This is a genomic window from Pseudanabaena cinerea FACHB-1277 (genome assembly GCF_014696345.1).
Lineage (GTDB): Bacteria > Cyanobacteriota > Cyanobacteriia > Pseudanabaenales > Pseudanabaenaceae > Pseudanabaena > Pseudanabaena cinerea.
The window spans coordinates 1-23,795 of record NZ_JACJPY010000043.1 but is presented as its reverse complement, the minus strand read 5'-3'; the positions used below and the strand labels follow the sequence as shown (position 1 = coordinate 23,795).

Annotated in this window: 17 protein-coding genes; all 17 read right to left on the bottom strand. The window is 46.6% G+C overall.

Annotated elements, in window-relative coordinates:
* Nucleotides 1–113 precede the first annotated feature (113 nt).
* On the bottom strand, nt 114–1,118 hold the full coding sequence (locus tag H6F44_RS13540; protein WP_190351556.1) for a fatty acid desaturase family protein: 1,005 nt from the start codon (nt 1,116–1,118) through the stop codon (nt 114–116).
* 189 nt (nt 1,119–1,307) lie between these two features.
* Entirely contained in the window at nt 1,308–2,186 is an 879-nt protein-coding gene (locus tag H6F44_RS13535) for an NAD(P)-dependent oxidoreductase (RefSeq protein WP_190351555.1), read from the bottom strand.
* A 138-nt stretch (nt 2,187–2,324) separates the two neighbouring features.
* Nucleotides 2,325–5,612 carry a CHAT domain-containing protein gene (locus tag H6F44_RS13530; protein ID WP_190351554.1) on the bottom strand — a complete coding sequence of 1,096 codons (3,288 nt, stop codon included), beginning with the start codon at nt 5,610–5,612 and terminating at the stop codon, nt 2,325–2,327.
* A 38-nt stretch (nt 5,613–5,650) separates the two neighbouring features.
* Complete coding sequence (locus tag H6F44_RS13525) at nt 5,651–6,490, bottom strand: DUF1822 family protein (protein WP_190351553.1); 840 nt, start codon at nt 6,488–6,490, stop codon at nt 5,651–5,653.
* A 54-nt stretch (nt 6,491–6,544) separates the two neighbouring features.
* Nucleotides 6,545–7,705 carry a hypothetical protein gene (locus H6F44_RS13520; RefSeq protein WP_190351552.1) on the bottom strand — a complete coding sequence of 387 codons (1,161 nt, stop codon included), beginning with the start codon at nt 7,703–7,705 and terminating at the stop codon, nt 6,545–6,547.
* A 193-nt stretch (nt 7,706–7,898) separates the two neighbouring features.
* Complete coding sequence (locus tag H6F44_RS13515; protein WP_190351551.1) at nt 7,899–8,597, bottom strand: thermonuclease family protein; 699 nt, start codon at nt 8,595–8,597, stop codon at nt 7,899–7,901.
* Nucleotides 8,598–8,777: 180 nt separating this feature from the next.
* Nucleotides 8,778–9,200 (bottom strand): GIY-YIG nuclease family protein, encoded by a 423-nt coding sequence (locus H6F44_RS13510; RefSeq protein ID WP_190351550.1) that lies wholly within the window; start codon nt 9,198–9,200, stop codon nt 8,778–8,780.
* A gap of 185 nt (nt 9,201–9,385) precedes the next feature.
* Nucleotides 9,386–12,088, bottom strand: coding sequence for a CHAT domain-containing protein (locus H6F44_RS13505; protein ID WP_190351549.1), 2,703 nt, complete (start codon nt 12,086–12,088; stop codon nt 9,386–9,388).
* Nucleotides 12,089–12,092: 4 nt separating this feature from the next.
* Nucleotides 12,093–13,043 carry an Rpn family recombination-promoting nuclease/putative transposase gene (locus H6F44_RS13500; protein ID WP_190351548.1) on the bottom strand — a complete coding sequence of 317 codons (951 nt, stop codon included), beginning with the start codon at nt 13,041–13,043 and terminating at the stop codon, nt 12,093–12,095.
* A 22-nt stretch (nt 13,044–13,065) separates the two neighbouring features.
* On the bottom strand, nt 13,066–13,857 hold the full coding sequence (locus H6F44_RS13495) for a DUF1822 family protein (RefSeq protein ID WP_190351546.1): 792 nt from the start codon (nt 13,855–13,857) through the stop codon (nt 13,066–13,068).
* 84 nt (nt 13,858–13,941) lie between these two features.
* Nucleotides 13,942–15,177 carry a hypothetical protein gene (locus H6F44_RS13490; RefSeq protein ID WP_190351544.1) on the bottom strand — a complete coding sequence of 412 codons (1,236 nt, stop codon included), beginning with the start codon at nt 15,175–15,177 and terminating at the stop codon, nt 13,942–13,944.
* Nucleotides 15,178–15,335: 158 nt separating this feature from the next.
* Nucleotides 15,336–15,923 (bottom strand): hypothetical protein, encoded by a 588-nt coding sequence (locus H6F44_RS13485; RefSeq protein ID WP_190351542.1) that lies wholly within the window; start codon nt 15,921–15,923, stop codon nt 15,336–15,338.
* A gap of 101 nt (nt 15,924–16,024) precedes the next feature.
* A complete protein-coding gene (locus H6F44_RS13480) occupies nt 16,025–19,174 on the bottom strand; it encodes a CHAT domain-containing protein (protein ID WP_190351540.1) in 3,150 nt (1,049 codons plus the stop codon).
* A 27-nt stretch (nt 19,175–19,201) separates the two neighbouring features.
* Nucleotides 19,202–20,260, bottom strand: a complete 1,059-nt coding sequence (locus tag H6F44_RS13475) for a DegT/DnrJ/EryC1/StrS family aminotransferase (RefSeq protein WP_190351538.1) — start codon at nt 20,258–20,260, stop codon at nt 19,202–19,204.
* Complete coding sequence (locus tag H6F44_RS13470; RefSeq protein WP_190351535.1) at nt 20,247–22,028, bottom strand: AAA family ATPase; 1,782 nt, start codon at nt 22,026–22,028, stop codon at nt 20,247–20,249. Before H6F44_RS13470 ends, H6F44_RS13475 begins: the two co-directional genes overlap by 14 nt.
* A gap of 95 nt (nt 22,029–22,123) precedes the next feature.
* Nucleotides 22,124–22,987: a hypothetical protein gene (locus tag H6F44_RS13465; protein ID WP_190351534.1), complete on the bottom strand. Its 864-nt coding sequence runs from the start codon at nt 22,985–22,987 to the stop codon at nt 22,124–22,126.
* 163 nt (nt 22,988–23,150) lie between these two features.
* The gene (locus tag H6F44_RS13460; RefSeq protein ID WP_190351531.1) at nt 23,151–23,669 is read right to left on the bottom strand and encodes a hypothetical protein; all 519 of its coding nucleotides are present in this window, start codon (nt 23,667–23,669) and stop codon (nt 23,151–23,153) included.
* Nucleotides 23,670–23,795: the final 126 nt, after the last annotated feature.

Genomic DNA, 23,795 nt, shown 5'->3' with positions numbered 1-23,795 from the left:
ATTTATCTATCAGTTAAGAGATTAATAATTTTGCAAAATTTCCATAAGAGAAATGGTCTCAGTGAGTCTGACTCACTGAGACCATTTCTCTAGGTTCGTTGGCGATCGCTTAACTATTCTCTAACTGGTTGCAGCTCAGCGATCGCAGGGGGATTAGTGGTAGGTATCAATTGTTGGAAGAGATGTAGCACGCCTGTTTGATGATGGAGTGAATTGTAGATGGGATCTGCCATCAAGACTTGATGGGCTTTTTTCATCTGCCAAAGCGGAAGGCGGGGATAGAGGTGGTGGATGAGATGATAGCCTTCGTTATGGGTTCCCATGAAGAAGTTGATTAAAGGGTTGAGAATGCGATTGCGGCTAACATAGATGTCGTATTCGTGATTTGACTCCATCAGAGGATAGTGTTCGGCTAATTGGATAATAATGCCAATCCAAATGGCACTGGTGAAGAGTGGGACAATCCAGTAGAGCAGGACTGGCATTCCTAAACCTGCCCAGAGCATGACAGAGAGCAGTACTGTCAAATAGGATAAACGAATCACCCGTTCGGTGCTTTTTTCGTAGGGATTCCAGACGCGATTTTTGAGTAGAAAAGTGATGTAGCCGAGAGTCTTGAAGGGAATCATCCATAAAAACTGTTGCACATTTTCGGGAGAGCAGCCTTCACCATATAGCCCCTGTTCAACGATCGCCTTGTGATCAACATCGCGTTCTGTACCGAGGTTAGGATGATGACCATTTTGTAGAGAGTTGTGAGTGTTGTCGTAGCCACTAGCGCTTTCGAGAACTAGCCATGCTGCAAATACAGTCGAAAGAATGTAATTGAGTTGGGGATTTTTGGCGATCGCATTGTGAGTTGCCATATGGTTGATCACTCGCAATCCGCGTTGTTTTGCGCCAATGACTAAGACTGAGAGTAGGTAAGTTAAAGCAGCACCACTCAAGGGTAGATTTTGCCAAGCCCATAGGGATGCGGCGATCGCACCCATAATGCAGATCCAGTCTTCAAGTAGCATCATGATGCCATGCCAGTTGTCCAGTTTGTGTAATTTCTGAATCTCTGAGATTAATGCTTTATCAAAGCGATGGCGTTTGAACTTAGTTTTGGAACTCATTGGCTACTCCTAGAGAATAGATAAATAATCAAATTTGAGGAAATCAGCGAAGGAACTGATTTATTGCTGTTTATCTATCTGTTTAGAGAAAGCTAATTTTGCACATTTTTAGAGAGAAAATGCTCGATATAAGAAAGTAAAAATGCTTAAAATCAACAAAGGCGACACAATGTGCCGCCTTTGTCGTTTTTATTCTCTATAAGCCCGAATTATGGCGTGTGTTCCTTGTTCGCCTCCTTGACCATCATCCATCGCTTTAACGATATTAAAGAGTTGAGATGTTAATTCAAAGGCGGGTAAGGGTTTACTATTCTCTCCCAATGCTTCTTTGGCGAGGCGGAGGTCTTTGCTCATATGTTTGATCGCAAATCCAGGAGCAAAGTCACCGTCGATGATTTTGTTACCGAGATTGGCTAGTTGCCATGAGCCTGCTGCACCTGTGCTACAGACTTCGACAACTAATTTGGGATCGACTCCTTGACCGATCGCAAATTCGATCGCTTCACAGACACTAGCAAGGTTGATGGCGCAGAGTAGTTGATTGCAGAGTTTGATGGCTTGTCCGCTTCCTGATTCGCCGCAGTAGGTGATGGATTTGCCCATAGCTTGAAAGATTGGTAGGGCTTCTTCAAAATCTAGGCGATCGCCGCCGACCATGATCGTGAGTGTGGCATTTTGTGCGCCGATGTCGCCGCCTGAGACGGGGGCATCAAGGAAGCGTAATCCTTTGGCTTGTAGTTCGTTGGCAATTTCACGGGCGGCTTGGGAGCCGATGGTACTCATGTCAATAATCAGGGTTCCTTGTTTGGCATAGGTGGCGACGCTATTTTCACCTAGTAGGATTGAGCGCACGTCTTGGACATCGGAGACACAGGTAATCACGATGTCAGCTTTGGTGACGGCTTGCTCGATGGTTTCAACGATTTTGACTCCTGCGGCGGTGGCGATCACGGCGATGGGGCGACCTGCGGTGCGATTCCATGCGGTGACAGATAAATTATGTTTGGCAATATTGATTGCCATTGAGCCGCCCATGATGCCGAGTCCGAGAAAAGCAATGTTTGTCATAGTTTGGATAGTTGGAAGGTCAAAGATTTGATGATTGAAGGTTACGTTTTTATATCAACTGTCAGGTTTCTTTTTTTGCAAAATTTTTACGGTTTTGCACCATTTGCGCCATGCTGAAGCTTGTTGCTTGCTGTGCTATTAGCCTAGACCTTGGCAGGTGAAGGCTGCCCAGTAGGTGGGATTCTCGAAGGGGCGAGGATGGGCAAATACTGAAAATAGATTTGTTTCGAGACTGGGCTGGAATTTTCCGTCCTCGTATTTGCCATTTTTTGCTTCGTCTAGGGCTGTTTGGGCAGTTTCCCTTGCGGCTGTGCCTTCGGGTAGGCTCAGGGTGTAGTCGCGCAGTTGTTTGATGTAATCTTGGATTGAGTCTTCTAGGGCATCGCCAAATTCTGCTTCGATTTGTGCGCCTGACATCTCGCGGAGTTGGGCTTGGGCGATTTGGAGGGATTGGGCTTTGCGGTGGTGGGGATTTTCGCTTCTGTCGCGGTAGTAGAGGACGCAGATCAGGGCGGCGGAGAGTTGCTCCACTGACCAGAGTGTGCCAAAGACGGTGCGTGCGCCGACACAAAGGAAGCCACTGGCGATCGCGAAGATATCATCGGTAAGTTTTTTACTCAGTCCTAGTCCTGTTTCGCAGCAGGAGAGGAAGATATCGGAGAGTTGGGGTAAGCGCCATGTCAGGATTTGGGCAAGGGTGATGTCGCCATCTGCGGCGGTGAGGCTGGCGTTGAGGGGTTCGCCAAAGTCGAAGTTGCCGTGATGATAGACATGGAAGATGTTGACTTGGTGGATCAGTTGTTTGTAGGCGGCTTTGGTGGCTTGGTTGATGCCTTTGAGGTGGTTGGTTGGGGGGATTTTGCGAAGTTTGGCAATTTCATCTCCTTGGAATTGGGCATAGGGGACATCGCGGCTGGCTCCTGCGACGAGTCCATAGGTGAGGGGTTCGGGGATGGGGTCACGGATTTGGCAAAATTGCAGGACTTGGCAACTGGGGGCATAGCGGATCGTGAAATGGTCGCCGAGATAATTTGCCCTCACCCCCTGCCCCTCTCCCAGAGGGCGAGGGGTGAAAGGGGGATCAATAGGTAGGGCGATGAAGGGGATTTGATGGAGGTAGAGGTGGGGGATGAGGATGAGTTCGGTGATGTTTTGGAGGTATGCGGTGATCAGGTGGTTGAGTTGCAGTTTTTGGGAAAGTTCGATGAGGAAATTGGGGGCGTTGATTGCCCATTGTTGGCGGTTGTTTTGGCTTTGGGCGATCCATTCGTCAAAGATCCAATCATGGAGTTGATCGATGCCTTGATCGGGGATGACATGGAGATCGACCCTCACCCCCCAACCCCCTCTCCCACTGGGAGAGGGGGAGTTAGAAGAGTTGGGATCATGGCGGAGGATGAAGATGTAGGTGTTGTTTTTGGTGCTGTAGAAGTTGAGGAGGGCGGTGGTGGTGCTGCCTTGGAGGAGTTGGGCGGCGGCTGTGAGGTCGATGGGGGTGACTTTGGTTCCTGCTGCGGCTAGTGGGTCACGTTGGCGAACTTCTTGGTAGAGGCGATTGATTTCGCGGCGGTGGTAGTCGATTTTGGCTTTTTCATGGTCTTTGGGAGCGTAGCGGAGGCTGTCGGCGGTGGCGAGGTTATGGGTTTGGTTTTTGGGGTGATAGATTTTGTCGATTTCGCTTTGGTGATTGTCGATTTGATCGAGGAGTTCTTGGACTGCGGGGGGGATTTCGCCATTTTTGTAAAAGTCATGGACGTGCATGAGGTCAAGTAAGCGCTTGGATCGGGAGCGTTCGACATAGCTAAAGGCTTGGGCGTATTGGTTGAGGTTGATATATGCCTGCACAATGTTGCTATAGATTTCGATGGATTCGGCATGAATTTCTTCACGGCGAGTTTCGTCCTTTGCCCAACTGCGGGATGTTTCGACTGCTTCGATTGCTTGGGCATAACCTTCGACGGCAATTTGCCACATTCCTTCTTTAAAGCCAAGATTGCCAAGATTGCGTCCTGTTTGTAGGCAGTCTTTGGGAAATGCTTCACTAGTTCTTACTTCCAATGCGAGTCGATAGGATGCGATCGCCATCTCGATATTCTCCGCCCGATCGCCTTTTAGCCTGTCTTTGTAGGCATTTGCTAAGTTGTTCTGAGTCATTGCCCAGTCTTCTCGAAAATCTTCGCGGGTATAAACTTCCAAGGCGAGATGATAGCGTGCGATCGCTTCTTCAATATTCTCCGCCCGATCCCCTTTTAGCCTGTTTTTGTAGGCATTTGCTAAGTTGTTCTGAGTTGCCGCCCAGTTTTCTCGAAAATCTTCGCGGGTTCTTACTTCCAAGGCGAGATGATAGCGTGCGATCGCTTCTTCAATATTCTCCGCCCGATCGCCTTTTAGCCTGTCTTTGTAGGCAGTTGCTAAGTTGTTCTGAGTCATTGCCCAGTTTTCTCGAAAATCTTCGCGGGTATAAACTTCCAAGGCGAGATGATAGCGGGCGATCGCTTCTTCAATATTCTCCGCCCGATCCCCTTTTAGCCTGTCTTTGTAGGCATTTGCTAAGTTGTTCTGAGTTGCCGCCCAGTCTTCTCGAAAATCTTCGCGGGTATAAACTTCCAAGGCGAGATGATAGCGTGCGATCGCTTCTTCAATATTCTCCGCCCGATCCCCTTTTAGCCTGTCAGAGTAGGCATTTGCTAAGTTGTTCTGAGTTGCCGCCCAGTCTTCTCGAAAATCTTCGCGGGTTCTTACTTCCAAGGCGAGATGATAGCGTGCGATCGCTTCTTCAATATTCTCCGCCCGATCCCCTTTTAGCCTGTCAGAGTAGGCAGTTGCTAAGTTGTTCTGTGTTGCCGCCCATTCCGCAGGATATTGAGAATGGGTGAAAAAACTGAGCATAGTTTGATTGGCAGTGATCGCAATTTCTAAATTGATGGCGCGATTGCCAAGGGGAAATTGACTAATTAGCCCCGCAAAGTTACCGATAACAGCACAAATACCATAGGCTTGGTTAGGATCTGAGGTTTCAGAGAGCTTGGCTAAAGTCCATTGCTGTAAAATTGAGGCAAGATCGAGGGTGAGTTTGTCTTGATGCTCTGCTAAGAGGGGATAGATCACCCTTGGATCGTTGTTTTCATTAACTGCCTGCAATACTTCCATCAAAAAATTGAAAAGAGTATTCCTATCCACTGCCCTGTTACCACCACTCTGCTGCAAGAAATTAGTAATCTGTGCCGCCATATCTACCAAAAAATCTGCCGCACCCGCTTGCCCTTTTTCCCGCAGATAGTCCGCATGCTGCCCCATCACCGCCACCAAACCAAGATCCACCAATTCCATCTTGGCATTGAGAATATTCCCCTCCTCTCCATTGGGGCAACTCAAAAGCTCTTGAATCAAACCCACATATTGTTGTAACCGTTCTTCGTTATTCATACGTTTAGATTCCTAATAGTTTTTTGTTTTCCCTAAAATTAACCCTGCAAATAGCGCCACAAATCCGCCGCCATTTGTCGAAAAGTTGACTCCACTTGCTCATCAGTGAGATCCTCGGTTTCCTCATCGCTCAACACCGCAAACTCCCGATGGCTTTCGGCAAACTCGCGAATAGTAGACTCCTGCCTCGCCAACTCCTTGAGAGTACGCTCGATCGCTGACCTCTGCAAACTAGGCTCAGACTCTAACATCAAAATGCGTTGCAGCCGCGCCACTAGCTCCATTGGCGAAGATAGCTCCAAATCTGCCTCCACCTTCGATAACACATCATCCTCTTGCCGATGCGCCGCCAACTCTTTCACTTTATTTAAAAAAATGGGTAAATTGGCGATCGCATTTTCAGGTTTACTCGGACTAAACTCGCGTATATAAATAGAACTTCTCGATTCACCACAGATTACTCCTAATAGCACCACTCGATCCAACACCTCACTAAACTGCACCGCAACATAGGCAAGGCGACCATTTCTCGCATCTTCAGGAATCTCAATATGGCGCTGGTCAGGCAATACAGGACGACATTCAATCTGTCCAAGATCAGGCAAATAGAGATCCGCCACATCAAAGGGAGTCATAGGATTAGGATACCAGCAGTCACTAGCTTCGAGGTCAGTTTCTATTCGATGTCTCTCCAAAAAGAAACTCACGGCAAAGACTGCCAAGGTATTGAGATAAACTCGTCTCCCAGATTCCACATCATCCTGCTTCGCGGCAAAAATTCGCGCCCATTGATGCGCCTCTTGCGGCAAGATGACGGTTACTTTGCCTTCATCGTGGATGATCATTTCTTGGTAATTAGTTTCTTCTATTTCAAACATGGGTTTGGTTCCTTTGGTGATTGGTAATCGGTAATTGGGAATTGGGGATTATTCTTATGGGCTGTAGGTTAGGACTTGGGCGGCGATTTTGCCGATTTTTGGGGCGCATTTTTTGTCCCAGATCTGTTGTAGTTTGGGTTCGTCTAGTTTTTTGTAGGTCAGGTAGTCGTATTTGGGGCTTCGCAGCAGGTTGATGATTTCTGCGATCGTGAGCGGCTTTTGGTTCAACGGTTGAAACATTGGTAATAGTTTCTCTGCCATGAACTTGGGTGTGATCGCGGGGTAGTTTTTGTAAACGGGAATGTCTAGGCTTTCGCTATTAGCGATCGCTTCTCGAATTTGCTCAATTTGCAATGGCGTAAACAAATTCTTGATGAGCCGTCTGGTCAAGATTTTCGGATAGACATGACGGCGCAATTCGGCATCGATTTTGCTGTAATAGTACTTTCTCGCTTCAGTAATTTCTTCTGGGGTCGCATCCTCAGCGATTGGGCAGAACTCATTGACGATCGCTTGAAATTTCTCGCGCCCAAGGCAAAAATCATGCTTGAGTCGCATAGTTAATAGCCTGTAGGTCAGCTTCGGCTCATCTTTGATGTAGTTAATCACCCAAAAGTCATTTTCGAGGACATCCTTCTCAAAAGCTGCCAGTAACTTAGCTTCTTGCTTTTTTAACTTCTCTTGATCTGACTCAATGCGTTGGTTGAGGTCACTGAGGTTAGGTTTTGAATCACTATCAGCACTTGAAACTTCATTAGGTATATCCAAACTGATCTTCTTATAGAAATCAAGAAGTTCATATTCTAATCGTAACCTGCGATTTACCCAATTGATAAAGCATCCCGTGAAAGATTTACCTGTGGGATTAAATTCTGACGGCATTAACCTGATCGCTTTTGCAAGTACCGAATCAAGAATATTCTCATACTCGTCTCTAATCGGGTTTTCAAATCTTCCTCCACGAAAGTGCTTATCGGCGTTGTAGGGCAGCTTACGTATAAACAAGTACAAATGTCCAATCTCCCGCTTGTAACGAGGTGAAGCAATTGGCTGATGGGCGATCGCATCGATATGTTTGAAAAATTGGCGATCGCGTAGATCGTCGGGTTGTGGCTTTTTGTGAGCATAATCATAGGCAATTTGCCAAATGCGATACCAAGGATGATTAGGGTCAGGGGGCATAGATGAAGCTTTGGGAATGAGGGTGGCTGTCATCGTTTAAATTACTCCATATTTCACTAAAAAGTCTGTAAACAGTACATAAATACACATAAATTAAGGGATATAGCGATCGCTCTTTTGATCGCCACATCCCTTTATCTGCCTTACAAAATTTTTTCTGCAAAAAATTAAAACTAAAATCAAACCAAGTATTGATAGGCAGCGCAAGTTGCCGCCTATCAAGGAGTTAAGGCTGCCATAGCCCCTTTTGTTGTGCCTGTGCCTCTTGGACTTTTGCCAAAATCTGCGCGCGATCGCGACAGGGTTTAGCTAAGAATTGCGATGAGGTGGTGTAGCCACTGGCGACCTGATGGGCATTTAAGGAGATATTCTCGCGGCGATCGTATAGCTCCACAATAGGTGTACCATTGCTATCAGCGATCGCAGTCAGCATTAAGTTATCCGCACCCGTGCGATCGAGCAATTGTTGCAAGTTCTGAGTCGCTGCGCCAAAAAGTGGACTATTGGGCATTGGTGCGGTGAGTCCACACAAGATCACTTCTTGAGGTTTTCCACTAATTTCTAAGACAACTTGGTTCCCTGAAATTGCCTTAGCGATCGCTTTGGGCTTCTGTTGAGAATTTGCTTTAGGTGCTGCCTGTGCTGGTTCTGCTCCCATACTTGCTGCGGCTATTTGATTGGAACTTGGGCTAGGAGTGTTGGTGCTGCGATTGGGGAGGATTTGATTAAAGGAGAATATACCAATCGCAATTCCAATCAATCCTGTACAACTGCCAACAGCGATCGCGATCGGCAACCATTTAAAGTCTGGATCGTTGAGATCTTTGTGATGGTCACAGGCAAAGCATTTAAACACGTTAGGTTTAATCTGCGTGAAGGATATTTTGCTGCACTTAGGACATTCATGAACTTTGTTTTTAGACATCGCTCGCCTCACGCTTTGCAATTATGGTTATTCTTTTATCAGTCTGTTTACTGTTCCTTTTGCAATATTTATTCTGTAAAAAAAGCGGCGCAATGCACTGATGAGCATATTAAAACCAAAAAGCTTGTTCCGCCCGCTTAGCGAGCAGAACAAGCTTTTTGGTTTCCAATTTATTTATGCCTAGCGGTCTAGCTCAGAGCGAAACACATCCTGCTCACGCAAGCCTTCAGGCAGTCTTGCTCGGATCAAGTTGCAAACAGGGCGATCGCTAGCATCAATATAAGCAGCTTCGATCAACTTATGTTCGCGGGTCTCCAGAAAAGCAAAGTACAAAGCATTCAGAGGCTGGTTAGGACGATCCTTCTTGCTTGCCAAGATACTGTTAATCACATGATTACCATATCTATCATTTAAAGTCAGATGCGCCTTCAACCGACCTCGAATATCATTTTTAGAACGCCCAACATATTGAGTGTTATAGCTCCAACCCGTTTTGGTAGCGATCGCATAGACTCCACCTGAAGGTGGTGCTTCTCGCAGATTACTGGTATCGAGTTGACCGTTAGCATCAAAACGACATTCAATCCAATTACTCCAAGCCATTGATATTGCTCCTAATCAGAGAAAGTTAATGAAGTGAGCGACCGAGTAACACTCGTCTTGCTCTATATCCCCATCAGATTCCCTTCCAAGTTTTTTGCAAAATCCAACACTTAATTAGCGATCGCACTACCACCGAAAATGTAATACCAAATGAAGAAATGGCGTAGCCATTTCTTCATTTGTATCTAGCGTAAGCCTTGGCAGATGAAGGCTGACCAGTAAAAGGGAGAGGCGAAAGGACAACCCTTGGGGTTCTCCTTAATGTATTTGGCTAATACTTTACTTGCGGCATTGATGCTCTCAATTAGGGCTTGATTGTTCTGCGCTTTTGCGGCTAGAAGCTTGGTATTTAGATACTGCACTAGGGAGAGGGAAGTAGCAGTGCGGAGTTTGGTTTGGGCGCGATGGATGGCGGTGGGTCGATCGCAAATCTCTCCATCTTGCTCACCATTCTCACCCTTGCGCTCATCATAATAGAAGGCGCAAAAGAAGGCAGTGGCGATCGCATCGACAGACCAGAGGGTACTAATCACGGCTCTTGCGCCTGCGGTGAGGAAGCCTGTGCCAAGGGTAATCAGATCATCACTGGCGCGAGGTAAGCCCAAGTTAGTTTCACAGCAAGACAGAAACACCTCATCGAGATCGGGCATTGCCCAAGGTGGGGTCATCAGTTGTCCTGTGGTGACTTCGCCATCGGCAAGTTTGAGGGCAGATTGCATCGAGTTCATCAGGTCGGCGGCGGCGTGATGGCTAGAGTGCAGGTGTTGCAGTTTGCCATTGATAACGAGTTTTTGAAATTCGGCAACGGTGGCGGCTTGTCCTTTGAGTCTTAGGGCATCGGGGATTTGATAGGTTTGGGCGATGATGTCACATTCGAGTTGGGCAAAGAAGAGATCGCTGGTGGCATCTTCGACGGAGCCGCGTTTGAGGGGATTGATGGGGTTGCGCTCTTGGCAATATTGCAAGATCTGGGCGCTAGGAGCATAGCGTAGCTTAAAGCGATCGCTGAGAATTACCCTCACCCCCTGCCCCTCTCCCAGAGGGCGAGGGGAGATTGGTAAAGCGCCAAAGGGAATCATGTGCAGGAGTAGGTGCGGAATGATTACTAATTCTTGAATGTCGAGATCGGGTTGGGTGAGCTTTTGGGTGAGTTCATTGATTTGGAGCAGTTCTGCGAGTTGGGCTAGGCGTTGATCGATTGACTCGCGCCATGCTGCTGTTTCTCCTAAATATGGAATCAACCAATTGTCAATCAACCATTGACGCAGAACGTTTCTGCCTAAACCTTGGCAATCATGGCGGATGAGGCGTGGTTGTTGATTTTGATCTTGGCAAAGGACAAAGAGATAGGTGTTGTCGTTGGTGGTGTAGATGTAGAGAATGGCAGTGGTGGGGCGATCGATTAAACCTTGCATAGCTTGGTAATCGAGGCTAGTGACTTCGAGTTTGCCTGCAAAGACGGGATCGAGTTCGCGCATTCTTTGCCAGAGTTGGTCGCGCCTTGCTTGGAGTTGAGAGATTTCGGCGATCGTCTTTTTGAGGCTGTCTTCAGTTCGCTTTGTGCCTGCGGTGGCGAGTTGTTTGGCTTCGCCATCTCCTTCCTGTTGTTGCTTGATTTCAATGATGCTGCCGATCTGGTTATATTCTTCCCAGAGTTTTTCCAGTTCGGGTTTGTGGGTTGCCATCCACTCTCGGATTTCTGGGGCAATTTCACCATCTTTGTAGAGGTCATTGGCTGCCATGAGTTCTACGAGGTAGCGACTGCGGGAGCTTTCGGCGAGGCTGATGGCGGCGGGATAGTCACCGAGGGCGATATGAGCTTCTATGGAGGTGGCATAGACGCTGATTACGTCTTCCATGACCTTTTGGCGATCTTGATCGTTTTGATTGATGCGGCGTAAATTTTTGGCGGCTTCAATCACACGGAGACAGACCCGCAGTGTTTTTTGCCAGTATTTTTGTTTGCTATAGAGTCGGCTGAGGTTTCTACCTGTTTTAATACATTCCACAGGCAACACCTCTGGCTTAAATTCTGCAAAAGAACACTCATAAATTTCTGCTGCCCGTTGTGAATTTACCTCTGTTTCCACTCCCAGTTCTGACAAGGTGAGGTAGGCATTTCCCAAATTGGTGAGGGTGGAAGCTAAGTCGCGGGTTAAGCCTGCTGCTTCGCGAATCTGTGCCGCCCTTTCATAGGAGGCGATCGCTTCGCGTAAGTTCGCTTCGGGCGCGATTCCCAGTTCTGACAAGGTGAGGTAGGCAACACCCAAATTGGTGAGGGTTTGAGCGTATTTGGGTAGATTATCTTGGCGCAAATTGAGAACGATTTGATAACCTGCAATAGAAATCTGAGTCGTCTCATAATGCTTACTATTTGGGAAATCACTGACTCTAATACAGACATTTTCCACCAAGCCAGCAATATCTTCTTTCGCTTGAGGATTTTGCGATAGAAACAACTCTACAAATGGCGCAATCACCGAGCCTAAGTCAATTGTGACCAGTTCCAGATTTTGCTGCATCACCCGATGTACCGCTTCATCTTCACCGCCACTTTCCACCTCCGCCTGCACCAGACTCAGCCAAAATTTCAGTAAATCCTCTGATAAATTCCCAAGCATACTCACCTCTTGAGCATCCGTACCCATCTGCTCCTGCAAAAACTCCATCAACTGCTCCGCCAGATTTTGCAAAAACCTTGCCTCATTCTCCTGCCCATCCTTCTCCAACTGCTCCGCCACCGCCATCACCGTCATTAAAAAGCCCTGATCGATCAAGTCCTGATAACGATTGAGAATTGCATTCTCCTCACCATTTGGGCATCTCAGCAAAGCCTGAATCACTTCTAAATATTGCCCGATGCGTTCTTCACTCATATCAAAATCCATTGTCTTACTCCTGTATTTGTTGACGTAATGCTGCAATTTCAGCCACACTTAAACCCGTACTATTACTAATTGCTGCATCATCCAGCATCGGCAATAGCTGACGGGCAATAGCCAATTTGGCATTCAGTTCACCTTCCTGCCGCCCTTGCTGTAACCCTTTCTGTAGTCCTTGATGTAATCCTTGCTGTAGCCCCTGTCTTAGACCTTGCTGTAATCCTTGCCTTAGACCTCTTTGCATCGACCTTTCCGCCAGAGTTTGCTGATCGTAGATATAAAACATGCGTTTTTCTAGATCATCCAACTCCTCACGAGTCATATTTGACGTTCGCGCAATCTCGAAGGCACGGTTAATCTCTGGCACTGTCTGCATCACCTCTGGCACAGACTCCAATTGCCTTGCAGATTTCATAAAATAAATCCACTTGTCGGTCAAGGTTTCCAAATCTGCCAACTCCTTAGTAAATTTGGGCAGCTCGATAAATACCAGTTCCAGATCGTAGATAGGATAGTCAGTAAGATCGTTTTTCTCCTTGAGAACAAAATGTGAGATACATTTCTCAAACTCAGAAAACATCTCAAAATCAGCGATCGTCAGCGCAATTACGGGCTGAAGATTCATATATCGTTCACCAGCGTCAAGTTGTCCCGCATAGGCTTTAGCGGCATTGTATAAAATCCGTTTCTCAAAGCCTTCCACATTCAAAACCTGCATCTCAATAATCACTGAAGCAGTTTGATTATTTTCATCAATGATGGTTGCCTTCACATCCACATAGGTATCCTTCACACCGCGTATTTTCGGCGCAAGATAGGGATCAATAATTTCTAGGTCTTGAATAACGGGTTTAGCGTCATACAGCAAAGCATTCAAGAAGCTAATCAAAATATCATGGCTCTGGTCTGAGCCAAAGATTTTTTTGAAAGCATAGTCAATTTTAGGATTAATAAATTGCATAGTTCTAGCTCCGCATTTTTCGCTAATCTTGCCACAGCGACTTCAATCTTCGCAAAATCACCCTCGCCATCTTTTCCTGTTGCTCCTGTTCCATAACATCCATAGACTCTGGCGGTGAATCCACCAATTCTTCAGACTGTTGATCCTTATTATTTTTCAAAGCCAGTTCTCTCATCACCGAAGACTCCTGCAAGTTGCCACAGATCATCGAGATCATCATCTGGTCATCAATATCTGATTTAACCAAGTCCTCTAAATGTCCAAAATCATCCAAATCAAAAGCCGCAGCCCTAATCTCAAAAGCCAAATCTTCAGGAGCATATAACTCACTCAAAAAGATAGGTTTTGTCAAATCGCGACTTGCTAGTTCTACCGCAGGCAAAAATCCCAAGATCTCAAGCTCCACTAAGTCATCAGGCAAGCGCACCACCACATAGGCAATTCTAGGCGTATTGCTGCTAGAGTCCATCTCTGGATAAACATCGGGCGAAATTGTAAAGTCTGTCACCCCATCTTCAACAATGCAGCATTCGATTTTGTAATCTTTATTCACGATCAGATCCGCCACCTCTGACCCATTGCGTAACAAAGGATCAGCAAAGTCGCCACTAGCCACATCTGCCTCTAATCCCAAATCATAGTTGAGCCAATCGGTAACTCCCGCCAAAGCCACTGCGCGATCGAATACAGCCCTGCGTTTAGAAATTGACTCATGACACAAAGCCATCTCTTCCGCTTTAGTAATTGCCCAATCGGTCAAAGGTACAAAGATAGATTGTGCAGATTGCGATTGTTCTATTGTTTGCGTAGACATAAGGTTCTCCAAGTAAAAAGTAGAAAGTAGAAAGTAAAAAGTAAAAAATCTTATAATTCGTAATTCGTAGTTCTCAATTACGAATTACGAATTGCGCTTCTTGACATTAAAGAGTCGGACTGCCTTAGTTAATGTCATTACGCCTGTAGTGCGCCAAAACTCCTCAACCATCTCTTTTGTGATGTTGTAACCATATTTCTCCACCAGTTCGCGGGTGACTGCTTCAAAGCCTCGTACTGGATGCTCAGGAGTATCAAAGCAAACGCAAAACTGCTTTGCGAGATACTGCACATGGGCATTCGGGCAACGCTCACCATGCTGATCCTTCATACAAGCCTTAGTTAAAACCCCATCACGATCTGCCTCCACCGTTTGGCGCAATGTCTCAGGCTCATAGCCCTCCAGATGATTCAAAACATATTGTCCAAGATAAGGATAAGCATCACGCACTAAAATACTATTCACAGATGAGTTGGGTGCGCCCAGTGACTTAGAAATCTCCTGTAGAGACTCTCCATCAATGTGCAGTCGCTTAAGAATTATATGGGCATTGATTGCAGGGTTATCTTTAACCACCATCTCCCGTAACTTACCTTCTGGATCGTGTTGAATTACTTGTTTCACATCGTTATAAACGGTCTTAGTAGGCTTAACAGCAAGACTACGATGAATAGCGCTACGGCTGCGGTTAGGTGAGTGAATTTGACCATCTTCATCAACTTGATCTATTGGACTAGTCTCTTCTCCATCGTCATTGGTAATCATTCCATTGCCAATGATTGCCTTGACTCGCTGCTTTTTTGGCTTTTGAGTTGTTTCATCAATAACTTTTTCACCAGTCAAAGGGTCTTTAACTTGAATGGTTCGATAGTTACGCTTAACATCATCACCACATTCTCTCAATCGCAAGTCTTGAAGCCTTTGGCGTAAAGTTCTATTCATCCAAATTACTAGGCAGATCATCAGAGAGGAATGTTTACTGTGCTTCCTAATGTCAAACTCTTGAAACTTCTTCTTAAACCATTCATACGTCTTGTCCAAAGCTTCATTCTCATGATTATTCACGATCGCCAAGCGTCCCGATCGCAACACAACCTCAAATACAACGCTCGGATCTTGTGCCATGAGTGCATCAACATCACGACCTTGTAAAATTTCCTCAACTTTTTTTAGTTTTTGTCGTTGAGACTCTTTAAAATTACGATCGCACATAAATTCAGCCTTAGACTGCGCCTCAGGTAGCGCCTTGGATAGGTGGTCTGCGATCCGATCAGGAAAATCAGATTGCGAACCTTCCTCAAATTTTAATTCATCCGCCATATTGCCTCACGGTTAAGTTAATAAAACATAAAATTTAGATAGATGGTAAATATATAGAAGCCTGCAAACACCAAAAAATTAGCGTCTGAGTAGTAGTCAAAACTCGATCGCTAATTTTCGCTAAATTCCCAAAAAACTTTAAAAAACTTTTTTTAGCCCTAACGCCTTTGCTGAATCTGCCCCATTAACCAAGCCAGATCCTCTGGTGTGGCTCTTGTCAGCAGCATCTCCGCACTACGCCGAAAGTCAAAACTTACCCCCACGCGATCGCCCATTGCTGCCTGATACAAATATTCAATTGGGTTGACCTTTCCTGTGTCTTCCCCTGTCGCTAATACCCGATTGAGGCGTGGCATTGTCTCTAGGTCGATTAAATGAATTAGCTCATCCAAACAGCGATCGAATTGCCTTTGGGTCAAATTTGCGTCCTCTAGAGGCAGTTCTACAGAGGCGCAAATTTCGCCATCATTTGGATCGGTAGCAAAGCGGATTAAGGGTTCGCTATAGCTGATATGTAGCAAAGTTTGATAGGCGACTCCTTTAAAAAGATTATCTTTGAGATGACAAAGCTGCGGCGCGAGAAACTGCACATATTCTCCATTCTCTTTAAGCCGAATAAAGATCAATAGTTGCGGAATAGAACTGGTGCGGACTCCTGTAATTACGGTTTGCGATTGGCGATCGATTTCGTATTGCCATTGTTTGTTTTCAAGTCGTTGCGCGATCGCGTTTAATGTAGTTGCCATATATAAATCTCTTGGTGATTTGCCTAACTGAATGATCTAATCCATCAATTTTAGGAAGCTAGTGTTTGTATATCGGAACTAGCTGGAGTTTTTTTGCAATTTTAACCAAGTCCTTGAATTGTGAAGGCAGCCCAGAAATCAGGTGAAGCAAAGGGCTTAAGGTGCGCTTTCTGCTCTTTAGGTTCTGCAATTAAAGCTAAGGCATTACTTAGTTTAGAGAGAAGTTTATCAATCTCTTTTTTCTGTTCTTTTTTCTCAGGATCATTTTTGATGTTGTCATAGACGGCATAGAGTGGAGTCAACAATTTACCGAGATATGCTTTTAAATCCCAGTCTATGGCGATTTCGTGCAAATCCATTCGTGTCATTTCTCGTAATTGAGTCTGAGCATTTTGTAAGGCAGTCAGGCGATCGCAACCCTTTTGACGTTCTTGATGATAGAAAATAGAAAAGATCGCAGTGGCAAGATCATCGACTTTCCAAAGAGAACTAATCACACTTCTTGCACCTGCACAGAGAAATCCTGTACCAAGGGTGACAATATCATCAGTGAGGTTTTGCGATATGCCTAAGCCTGTCTCGCAGCAGGAGAGGAACACATCGACAATATCGGGATAGCGGGAGGTGAGTAACTCGCCGAGGGTGATTGCGCCATCGCCAAGCAGGAGCATGGACTCTAGGGGAATATCGAGGCGTGCTTCGGCATGGTGGCTAGATAGGAGGGCGCGAGAATGTTTGAGGGCTTGACGATAGGCGGTTTTGGTGGCGCTTTGCTTTCCTTGGAGGCGGCGTGATTGCTCGATCGCGAACATCTTGGCAATTTGTGAGCCTTCAAAGGCGGCAAACATCAGGTCTTCGCGGGTATCTTCTACGGTGCTAAATTGGGGAATCTGCTCTGCAAAGGGAACATCTCCGCGATCGCTACAGAATTTAAGAATCTGAGTGCTAGGAATATAACGGATTTTAAAGCGATCGCTGAGATACGATCCCCCTAAATCCCCCTTATTAAGGGGGACTTTATCTTCTCCCCCCTTCGACAAGGGGGGCTGGGGGGGATCAATCGGCAAAGCGGCAAAGGGGATTTGGTGTAAGGCTCGGTGGGGAATGATGATTAGTTCTTCAATATTTTGGAGATGTTCGGTAATGAGGCGATCGATTTGTAATGTCTGGGCGAGTTGGCGCAGGAATTGGGGCATATTTGCTGTCCATTGTTTCTTGTCCAATCGGTAGGGATTGAGCCAAGTGTCATAAATCCATTGATTGAGATCGGCGATGCCGATGCCATTGAGGTCGGCGCAATGGAAATAGGTGGGTTCCCCAGTGGAACGCAGGATCAAGATATGGACATTAGTATCGGTGCTGTAGATATTGAGGATGGCGGTATGGGGCTGATCGCTGATCAGGGCTTGCATAGCCTTGAAGTCCAGAGCATCGACTTTTTGTTGTGAAGCAAGCACAGGGTCGCGGCGGCGTAGTTCTAGCCAGATTTCTTGTTTTTCTTGTTCTAGGATTTTAATTTCGGCGGTGAAGGCTTCAGTACGGGCGCGTTGGTCACGGCTGTCGTGCAGTTCTCTGGTGGCGGTAAGAGATCGCTCATCTCCTAACAAAAGTCTCAAGATGCGATCGATTTCCTGTTGTTTGGCTTCGTAGGCGGTGAGTAGTGCTTTGACTTCTTCAGGAATTTCCGCATCGCCATAGAGGTCTTTGCTATGCATGAGTTCCACAAGGCGGCGCGATCGGCTCCGTTCGACATATTCCATGGCTTTGTCGTACTGTTTGAGGTTGATGTATGCCTGCACGATGTTGCTATAGATGGAAATAGAATTTGCCTGTACTTCTTCACGGCGAGTTTCATCCCGTGACCAACTGCGAATATTTTCCACTGCTTCAATTGCGATGCTATAACCTTCGATGGCAATTTCCCATAGTCCTTGTTTAAAGCCAAAATTGCCCATATTTCTCGCAGTTTGCAGACAATCAGTAGATCGCATGTCTGAAGTATGCACCCGCAAGGCGTTGCGATAGGCGGCGATCGCATTCTCGATCTCTTGCTTGGGATTCTCAGAGAACGGTGCTAAACGACTGTAGGCGTTGCCGAGATTATTTTGGGTCATCGCGAAATCTTGAGGGAGTTCGGCTTCTTTCCTAACCCGCAAGGCGTTGCGATAGGCGGCGATCGCATTCTCGATCTCTTGCTTGGGATTCTCAGAGAACGGTGCTAAATTGCTGTAGGCGGAGCCGAGATTATTTTGGGTCATCGCGTATGCTTGAGGGAGTTCGGCTTCTGTATAGACCCGCAAGGCGTTGCGATAGGATGCGATCGCCAGTTCGATCTCTTGCTTCGGATTCTCTGAGAACGGTGCTAAATCGCTGTAGGCGTTGCCAAGATTATTTTGGGTCATCGCGAAATCTTGAGGGAGTTCGGCTTCTGTCCTAACCCGCAAGGCGTTGCGATAGGATGCGATCGCCAGTTCGATCTCTTGCTTCGGATTCTCTGAGAACGGTGCTAAATCGCTGTAGGCGGAGCCGAGATTATTTTGGGTCGTTGCGTATGCTTGAGGGAGTTCGGCTTCTTTCCTAACCCGCAAGGCGTTGCGATAGGCGGCGATCGCCCGTTCGATCTCTTGCTTGGGATTCTCAGAGAACGGTGCTAAACGACTGTAGGCGGAGCCGAGATTATTTTGGGTCTGGGCTGTTTTTTCAGGGTTATCAGTGCGGAGACTGAGGACATATTCATAGCCTGCGATCGCACTGATGATCTTGCCTCTGGGATTGCCTAAAGGAAAATCTGTCAAATGAATAGAAATATTTTCCGTTAGCCCAACAATATATTCCTGCAATTCTGAACTATTTGCCGCAATCAACCTTCGTGAAGCCTCAATTAAAGCATTCCCTAAGTTCTCATTCACAAAGCCCAAATTCTGAGCAAGCAGTTCAAAAATTCCACTTTGTCCATTTTCTTGCTCTGCGGCAAATAGTTGATTACAAAAATTGCTCATTTCCTCTGGATTAACGCTATTCTCCTGCTGTAGAAAACTTGTAATCTGTGCCGCCATATCTAACAAAAAATCCGCCGCACCCGATTGTCCTTGCCCCCGCAGATATTCCGCATACTGCCCCATCACCACCACCAAACCAAGATCCACCAATTCCATCTTGGCACTAAGAATATTCCCCTCCTCTCCATCAGGACAACTCAAAATCTCTTGAATCAAAACCACATATTGCTGTAACCGTTCTTCATTATTCATAATCAATCCAACTCCATTAAAAAAAATTTACCAAACCCGATTATCCAACCCACGCAATTCAAAACTATTCCCATAGTCAGAGATCGCCACATCACTCACCCCATACTGCGCCACATACGCCGCCTGTTGTGGAATCGGACATAGAGAAAGCGGCAAAATTTCTAAATCAAAACCGCGATCGCCCAACTCCCGCAATAATAACTCAGGCTCAGGGCGATCGCGCCATGTCGACACCAAATTAAAAAAAGTAGATCGGTAACCCAAACTATGGGGCATCACCTCCGTTAAGCCAATCTCATTCAACGCCACCGCGATCGCCAAACAATGGGACTGATAGACTTGCAAATCCTGCATCGCCTGCTCAAAGGTCGCATTCGCGATCGCCGCCGCCAAAGGGTGCATCCTGCCATTTAAACCAAACTGATTTTCTAATCCTAAATCGCGATATTGGCGATAGGGATGCTGCGTAAACCACACCAACTTTTGATAAAGCTCTGCATTATCCGTAATAATCGCCCCACCCTCACCCGCACAAAGGGACTTCCCAACCGTAAATGACACCACGATCGCATCTGCCAAACTACTCGCAGGCAAGCGATCGCGACAGGCCCCCAAACTCTGAGCCGCATCCGCAATATACCAAAGCCCAAACTCATCAGCAATGTCTCGCAACCCCTGCATATCGCAAGGATTGCCAAACAGATCCACCGCCAAAATCGCTTTGACCTCTGGCGTAATCGACTCTCTCACCGCCACAGGATCGAGGGTATAGGTGACAGGCTCCACCCCTGCAAATACAGGCTGATTGCCCAAGAGCAACCAACCCGCAAGGGTTCCGCCATAGGTTAGGGGCGTAGTGATAAACTGCTCCTGCTTTAAATCCAGAGCCAAAGCGATCGCCAATAATGCCGTAGTCGCATTCGAGCAACAGAGCGCATATTTTTTGCCATAGTGCCGTGCTAACTTATCTTCTAGGGCAGCGATCGCCCCAGTACCAGAAAGATGAAGTCTCGGATCTCTCTGGTAATATTCCGTAACTGCGGCGATCGCTAAATCCATATAACGAGACGATTTAGAGGTTTGCATGGGGCTTTAGCTCCTCAATACGACGTTCCAATTCAGCGCGATCAATTTCACCCGTAACCCGATTAACTAAACCATCCAAATGATCAGGAAATGGATAGGAATCCAAACAATCTGCCCAAGGGAAAAATGACTTAGCAGAACAAGTCGCCACTGCCCATAGGTCAGCATAAATAGAAGAAATGCGATCGCTTGGCACAGTGCAATCTTCAGCCGCAAACAAAATATGCTCAGGCGAGAGACTGCCCTTAAGTAAAAGCGCATTGCTCAGAGCAGCCCGAATATGGCGAGGATTTGCTCCTTTTGTATAAAAGAGATTCGCAGCTTGGGCGATTTCTCGATCCTGCAATGAGAGAGTAAGACTCCCTTGGCGATCGACTCTTTGCGCCGTTGCCAGCACAATCGCCCCATAGTCAGACCGCAAAGGATGCAATACAGGAATCATCATAAATCGCGATCGCATGGCTGCCCCAATCCTATAGGGACAATTAGTAGTCGCAAGCAGCAAAGACTTACCGCGCAAACTCTCATCCGCAAGGGCAGTCAATAGCGCTGCCGCCACTGCCCTCGTTGCGCCACTATCGCCATCAAAATCCGATCGCTCTAAGGGCAAAGCTTCCGTAATTTCATCCACAAAGGCAATATTGGGAATCGCTTCCTTGCGGGTACGCTGCTGCAATTCCGACTTGCGTTCCGTTTCGCCCACAAAGCCTCCCTTGGGGCTATGCATCTGATAAGCCGACACTCCCGCTAACTTCGCCACAGCCAAACTCATCTCCGTCTTACCCGTTGCTGGTGGCCCCACTAGCAAAACATTCATCGGCATATGGGGACTGCCCTTCTCAAGATGTGCAGCCAACTGGCGTAATACTTGCTGCGGCTTGCTGCTGTTGACTCCCTCTAATGAATGATTGGGATCAATTTGAGCAGTGTCCAGCACTGTTAAAGTTCCTTCCGATTGCATCTGCACATCCGCACTTTTTTGAGCCACCAATTCCTTTGCCGTGATCAAGCGATCGCCACGATGGGAAGCCCTAATCAGACCCTCCAGACCACGATTAGGCGTATTGCTAGTCAAAAAAGCAACATTCTCTAGACTTAATCCTTCCTCAAATTTTGCCTTGTCATACAGTTGCAAAGCCGCTTGCAAAAACACCAATTTTTCCTGTGCTTTGGGTTGAGGTAAATGGATCGGATGGACAGCCGATCGCACTAGGGAACTGACTAGCGCCGCATCATGGGTATGCCAAATCACCGCATGACCATTATTTCGCATCGCTAAACTCTGCGCCAACAGATTGCCATGTTCAGCCGCCACAATCTGAGCATCGGAAGGGTTGCCCTGACAACTAGGGGCAAGATCTTCGGCAAAGTCTAACAAAAAGCAAACCCGCATCTCGCCACCATTGGCGCTAGGCAAAGCGCTGGTATTTCGACAAAAGCTAGAAATCCCCCGCAACACATGGGGAATCTCTTGATCATCTTGAGGAATATTGAGCAAGTGATGGGCGTGAAAAGCGGTCTCAAGGGTTTGGCGATCGCGATCGCTCCCCAAGGTCGCCGCTTCGAGATCTAGCCCTTCGGCGCGACTATAGGTAACTAAAGTCATGCCATGTGATGCCTTTAGTTCCTGTCGCAAAATCTCTAGTAATGGTCCTAGTCGTTGGGTTTCAGGATAGACATCTAAATCACGAATCGAACGTCCTGATAATAAAAAGGCGGCACGACCTTCTTTAATACCTTGAAGAATTGGTTGTAATGTTGTAGTCATAAATGTATTTCTCAAAGAAATTCTCAAATTAATAAATTTGCGAAGTCATCTCTAACTGCGTAGCAATTTAAAGATGACTTCGCTGTAGTGGTGAATTAGTGGCGAATCTGTGACTGCTTCTGCACAGGACGAGGCTTTGCTGCTGCCTTGCGCTCAGTTTGCTCTGACGATGCCGCTTTTGCCTTGGGCTTGACCTTCTGACTCACAAACTGTCTTGCCGCCTCTAGCTCAATGATGCCGCCCGTAAACTTGCGATCGCGATCGCCCATCTTCACACCTTCCGCTTCAAGGGCAACATGGAACGCATCAAGGATTTGATTGCAAGTGTGGTCACTGGAACCAATAATCTCCGTCACCATACTGATGTCATGATCGCGATCGCTGCTAATCTCCGTCACCAATACCCGACCCGTATCATCACTCGCCGCTAGGCGCACCTTGCCATTGACCATGCTTGTCGCTGCCGATGGGATCTGCGTAAACCCAACCTTAAGCGCAGCATTCTGCACCGCCAAACTCAAACGTTCCACAAATACCTGTTGATGAGCATTCTCCAAAGTGGTTTGGAATGCCTGCAAGTTTTGCGCCGAAGGATTATTTTGCAAAGTTTGCAGAGACTGGGTGATGACTCGCGGATCATTGACCATGTAATTAGAAGCGATCGCCAATGCTGCCACTGTATTAGCTTCAGCAATACTCAATCCTTGGTCGTGCGAAATCGCGATCGCTTGCTGTTGCATAGTCTGAGCTGATGTCCGCAATTCCTTTGCAGATTGGATGGCAGTACTTACCAAACCGATGGAAGACTGTACTGCCTTAAAAGCCATTTGAGCAGCAGCACTCAATCCTTTAGCAGTCATGGCGATTAATGCGCCAGTGGCTTGCATTGCTTTCTGAGATTGGGCAGAGAGACTCATTGAAGTTCCCTGCACTACAGGATTCCGTTCAATTGCAGACATAAATTCATACTCCTATTGCGAAGTGCTTTAGTAATAAATACAAATCCGAGTTAAGCGCCAAAATTTTGCAGATTCTCAATTCTTTCTTAGCAAATAATCTCAAAACGACAAAAAGCCCTTCACATCGAAATGCAAAGGGCTTTTAAAATCGAGCTTTTAGACCTTAAGGGCGTACTTCCCTCTCATTTTGTTGAGCATTGCGCCGCAATTGATCGCGATAAAAGTCCCTTTCGGCGGCGGCATTATTTTCATTATCATCGGCATCATCATTATCAGCGATCGCAACAGTTTGAGGATCTCTAGGCATTGGATTAGGTCTTGGATTGCCCATCATGCCATCATTCAAATTTTCGGGAGGACGGCGGCAAGGGCGAGGGAGAGGCTGATCCCATTGCAGAGTATCAAAAAACTCAAAATCTACTTCACGAGGACGTGGTGGTAGTCCTGTGATCGCCTCATCGCCCCTCGCATAGTTGACAAACCATCCCGTAGTATGAGCAAACGCTAAAGGAGGAATTTGTGCTTGAGGATAGGCATTATTGTGGCGTTCATAGAGTCGCCCCAACCGACCAAATACTCTAATTGCTGTATTCTTAGCCTTATTAAATTTCTCCTCTTGTTGCAGAACCTTATTTTTGGTGCGCGCAAGAGAAAATTGACAAGCGGCAAAAGCCCTTGCCATATCAATTAGATCATAACCATTAACGCTGACGGGGCGACAAAAGATATGGGAAGTATGAGTAGATGGGGATTTGAGGATTTAAGATAAAAAAGATAGGTCAAGTCATAGTAAGTATGACCTATCTAG

Excerpts from the sequence above, each read along its gene's own strand:
- H6F44_RS13505 (WP_190351549.1), bottom strand. The coding sequence starts at position 12,088 with ATGGATTTTGATATGAGTGAAGAACGCATCGGGCAATATTTAGAAGTG.
- H6F44_RS13480 (WP_190351540.1), bottom strand. The coding sequence starts at position 19,174 with ATGAATAATGAAGAACGGTTACAGCAATATGTGGTTTTGATTCAAGAG.
- H6F44_RS13510 (WP_190351550.1), bottom strand. The coding sequence starts at position 9,200 with ATGGCTTGGAGTAATTGGATTGAATGTCGTTTTGATGCTAACGGTCAA.
- H6F44_RS13530 (WP_190351554.1), bottom strand. The coding sequence starts at position 5,612 with ATGAATAACGAAGAACGGTTACAACAATATGTGGGTTTGATTCAAGAG.
- H6F44_RS13500 (WP_190351548.1), bottom strand. The coding sequence starts at position 13,043 with ATGCAATTTATTAATCCTAAAATTGACTATGCTTTCAAAAAAATCTTT.
- H6F44_RS13495 (WP_190351546.1), bottom strand. The coding sequence starts at position 13,857 with ATGTCTACGCAAACAATAGAACAATCGCAATCTGCACAATCTATCTTT.
- H6F44_RS13535 (WP_190351555.1), bottom strand. The coding sequence starts at position 2,186 with ATGACAAACATTGCTTTTCTCGGACTCGGCATCATGGGCGGCTCAATG.
- H6F44_RS13470 (WP_190351535.1), bottom strand. The coding sequence starts at position 22,028 with ATGACTACAACATTACAACCAATTCTTCAAGGTATTAAAGAAGGTCGT.
- H6F44_RS13465 (WP_190351534.1), bottom strand. The coding sequence starts at position 22,987 with ATGTCTGCAATTGAACGGAATCCTGTAGTGCAGGGAACTTCAATGAGT.
- H6F44_RS13460 (WP_190351531.1), bottom strand. The coding sequence starts at position 23,669 with ATGGCAAGGGCTTTTGCCGCTTGTCAATTTTCTCTTGCGCGCACCAAA.
- H6F44_RS13525 (WP_190351553.1), bottom strand. The coding sequence starts at position 6,490 with ATGTTTGAAATAGAAGAAACTAATTACCAAGAAATGATCATCCACGAT.
- H6F44_RS13515 (WP_190351551.1), bottom strand. The coding sequence starts at position 8,597 with ATGTCTAAAAACAAAGTTCATGAATGTCCTAAGTGCAGCAAAATATCC.
- H6F44_RS13520 (WP_190351552.1), bottom strand. The coding sequence starts at position 7,705 with ATGACAGCCACCCTCATTCCCAAAGCTTCATCTATGCCCCCTGACCCT.
- H6F44_RS13490 (WP_190351544.1), bottom strand. The coding sequence starts at position 15,177 with ATGGCGGATGAATTAAAATTTGAGGAAGGTTCGCAATCTGATTTTCCT.
- H6F44_RS13475 (WP_190351538.1), bottom strand. The coding sequence starts at position 20,260 with ATGCAAACCTCTAAATCGTCTCGTTATATGGATTTAGCGATCGCCGCA.
- H6F44_RS13540 (WP_190351556.1), bottom strand. The coding sequence starts at position 1,118 with ATGAGTTCCAAAACTAAGTTCAAACGCCATCGCTTTGATAAAGCATTA.
- H6F44_RS13485 (WP_190351542.1), bottom strand. The coding sequence starts at position 15,923 with ATGGCAACTACATTAAACGCGATCGCGCAACGACTTGAAAACAAACAA.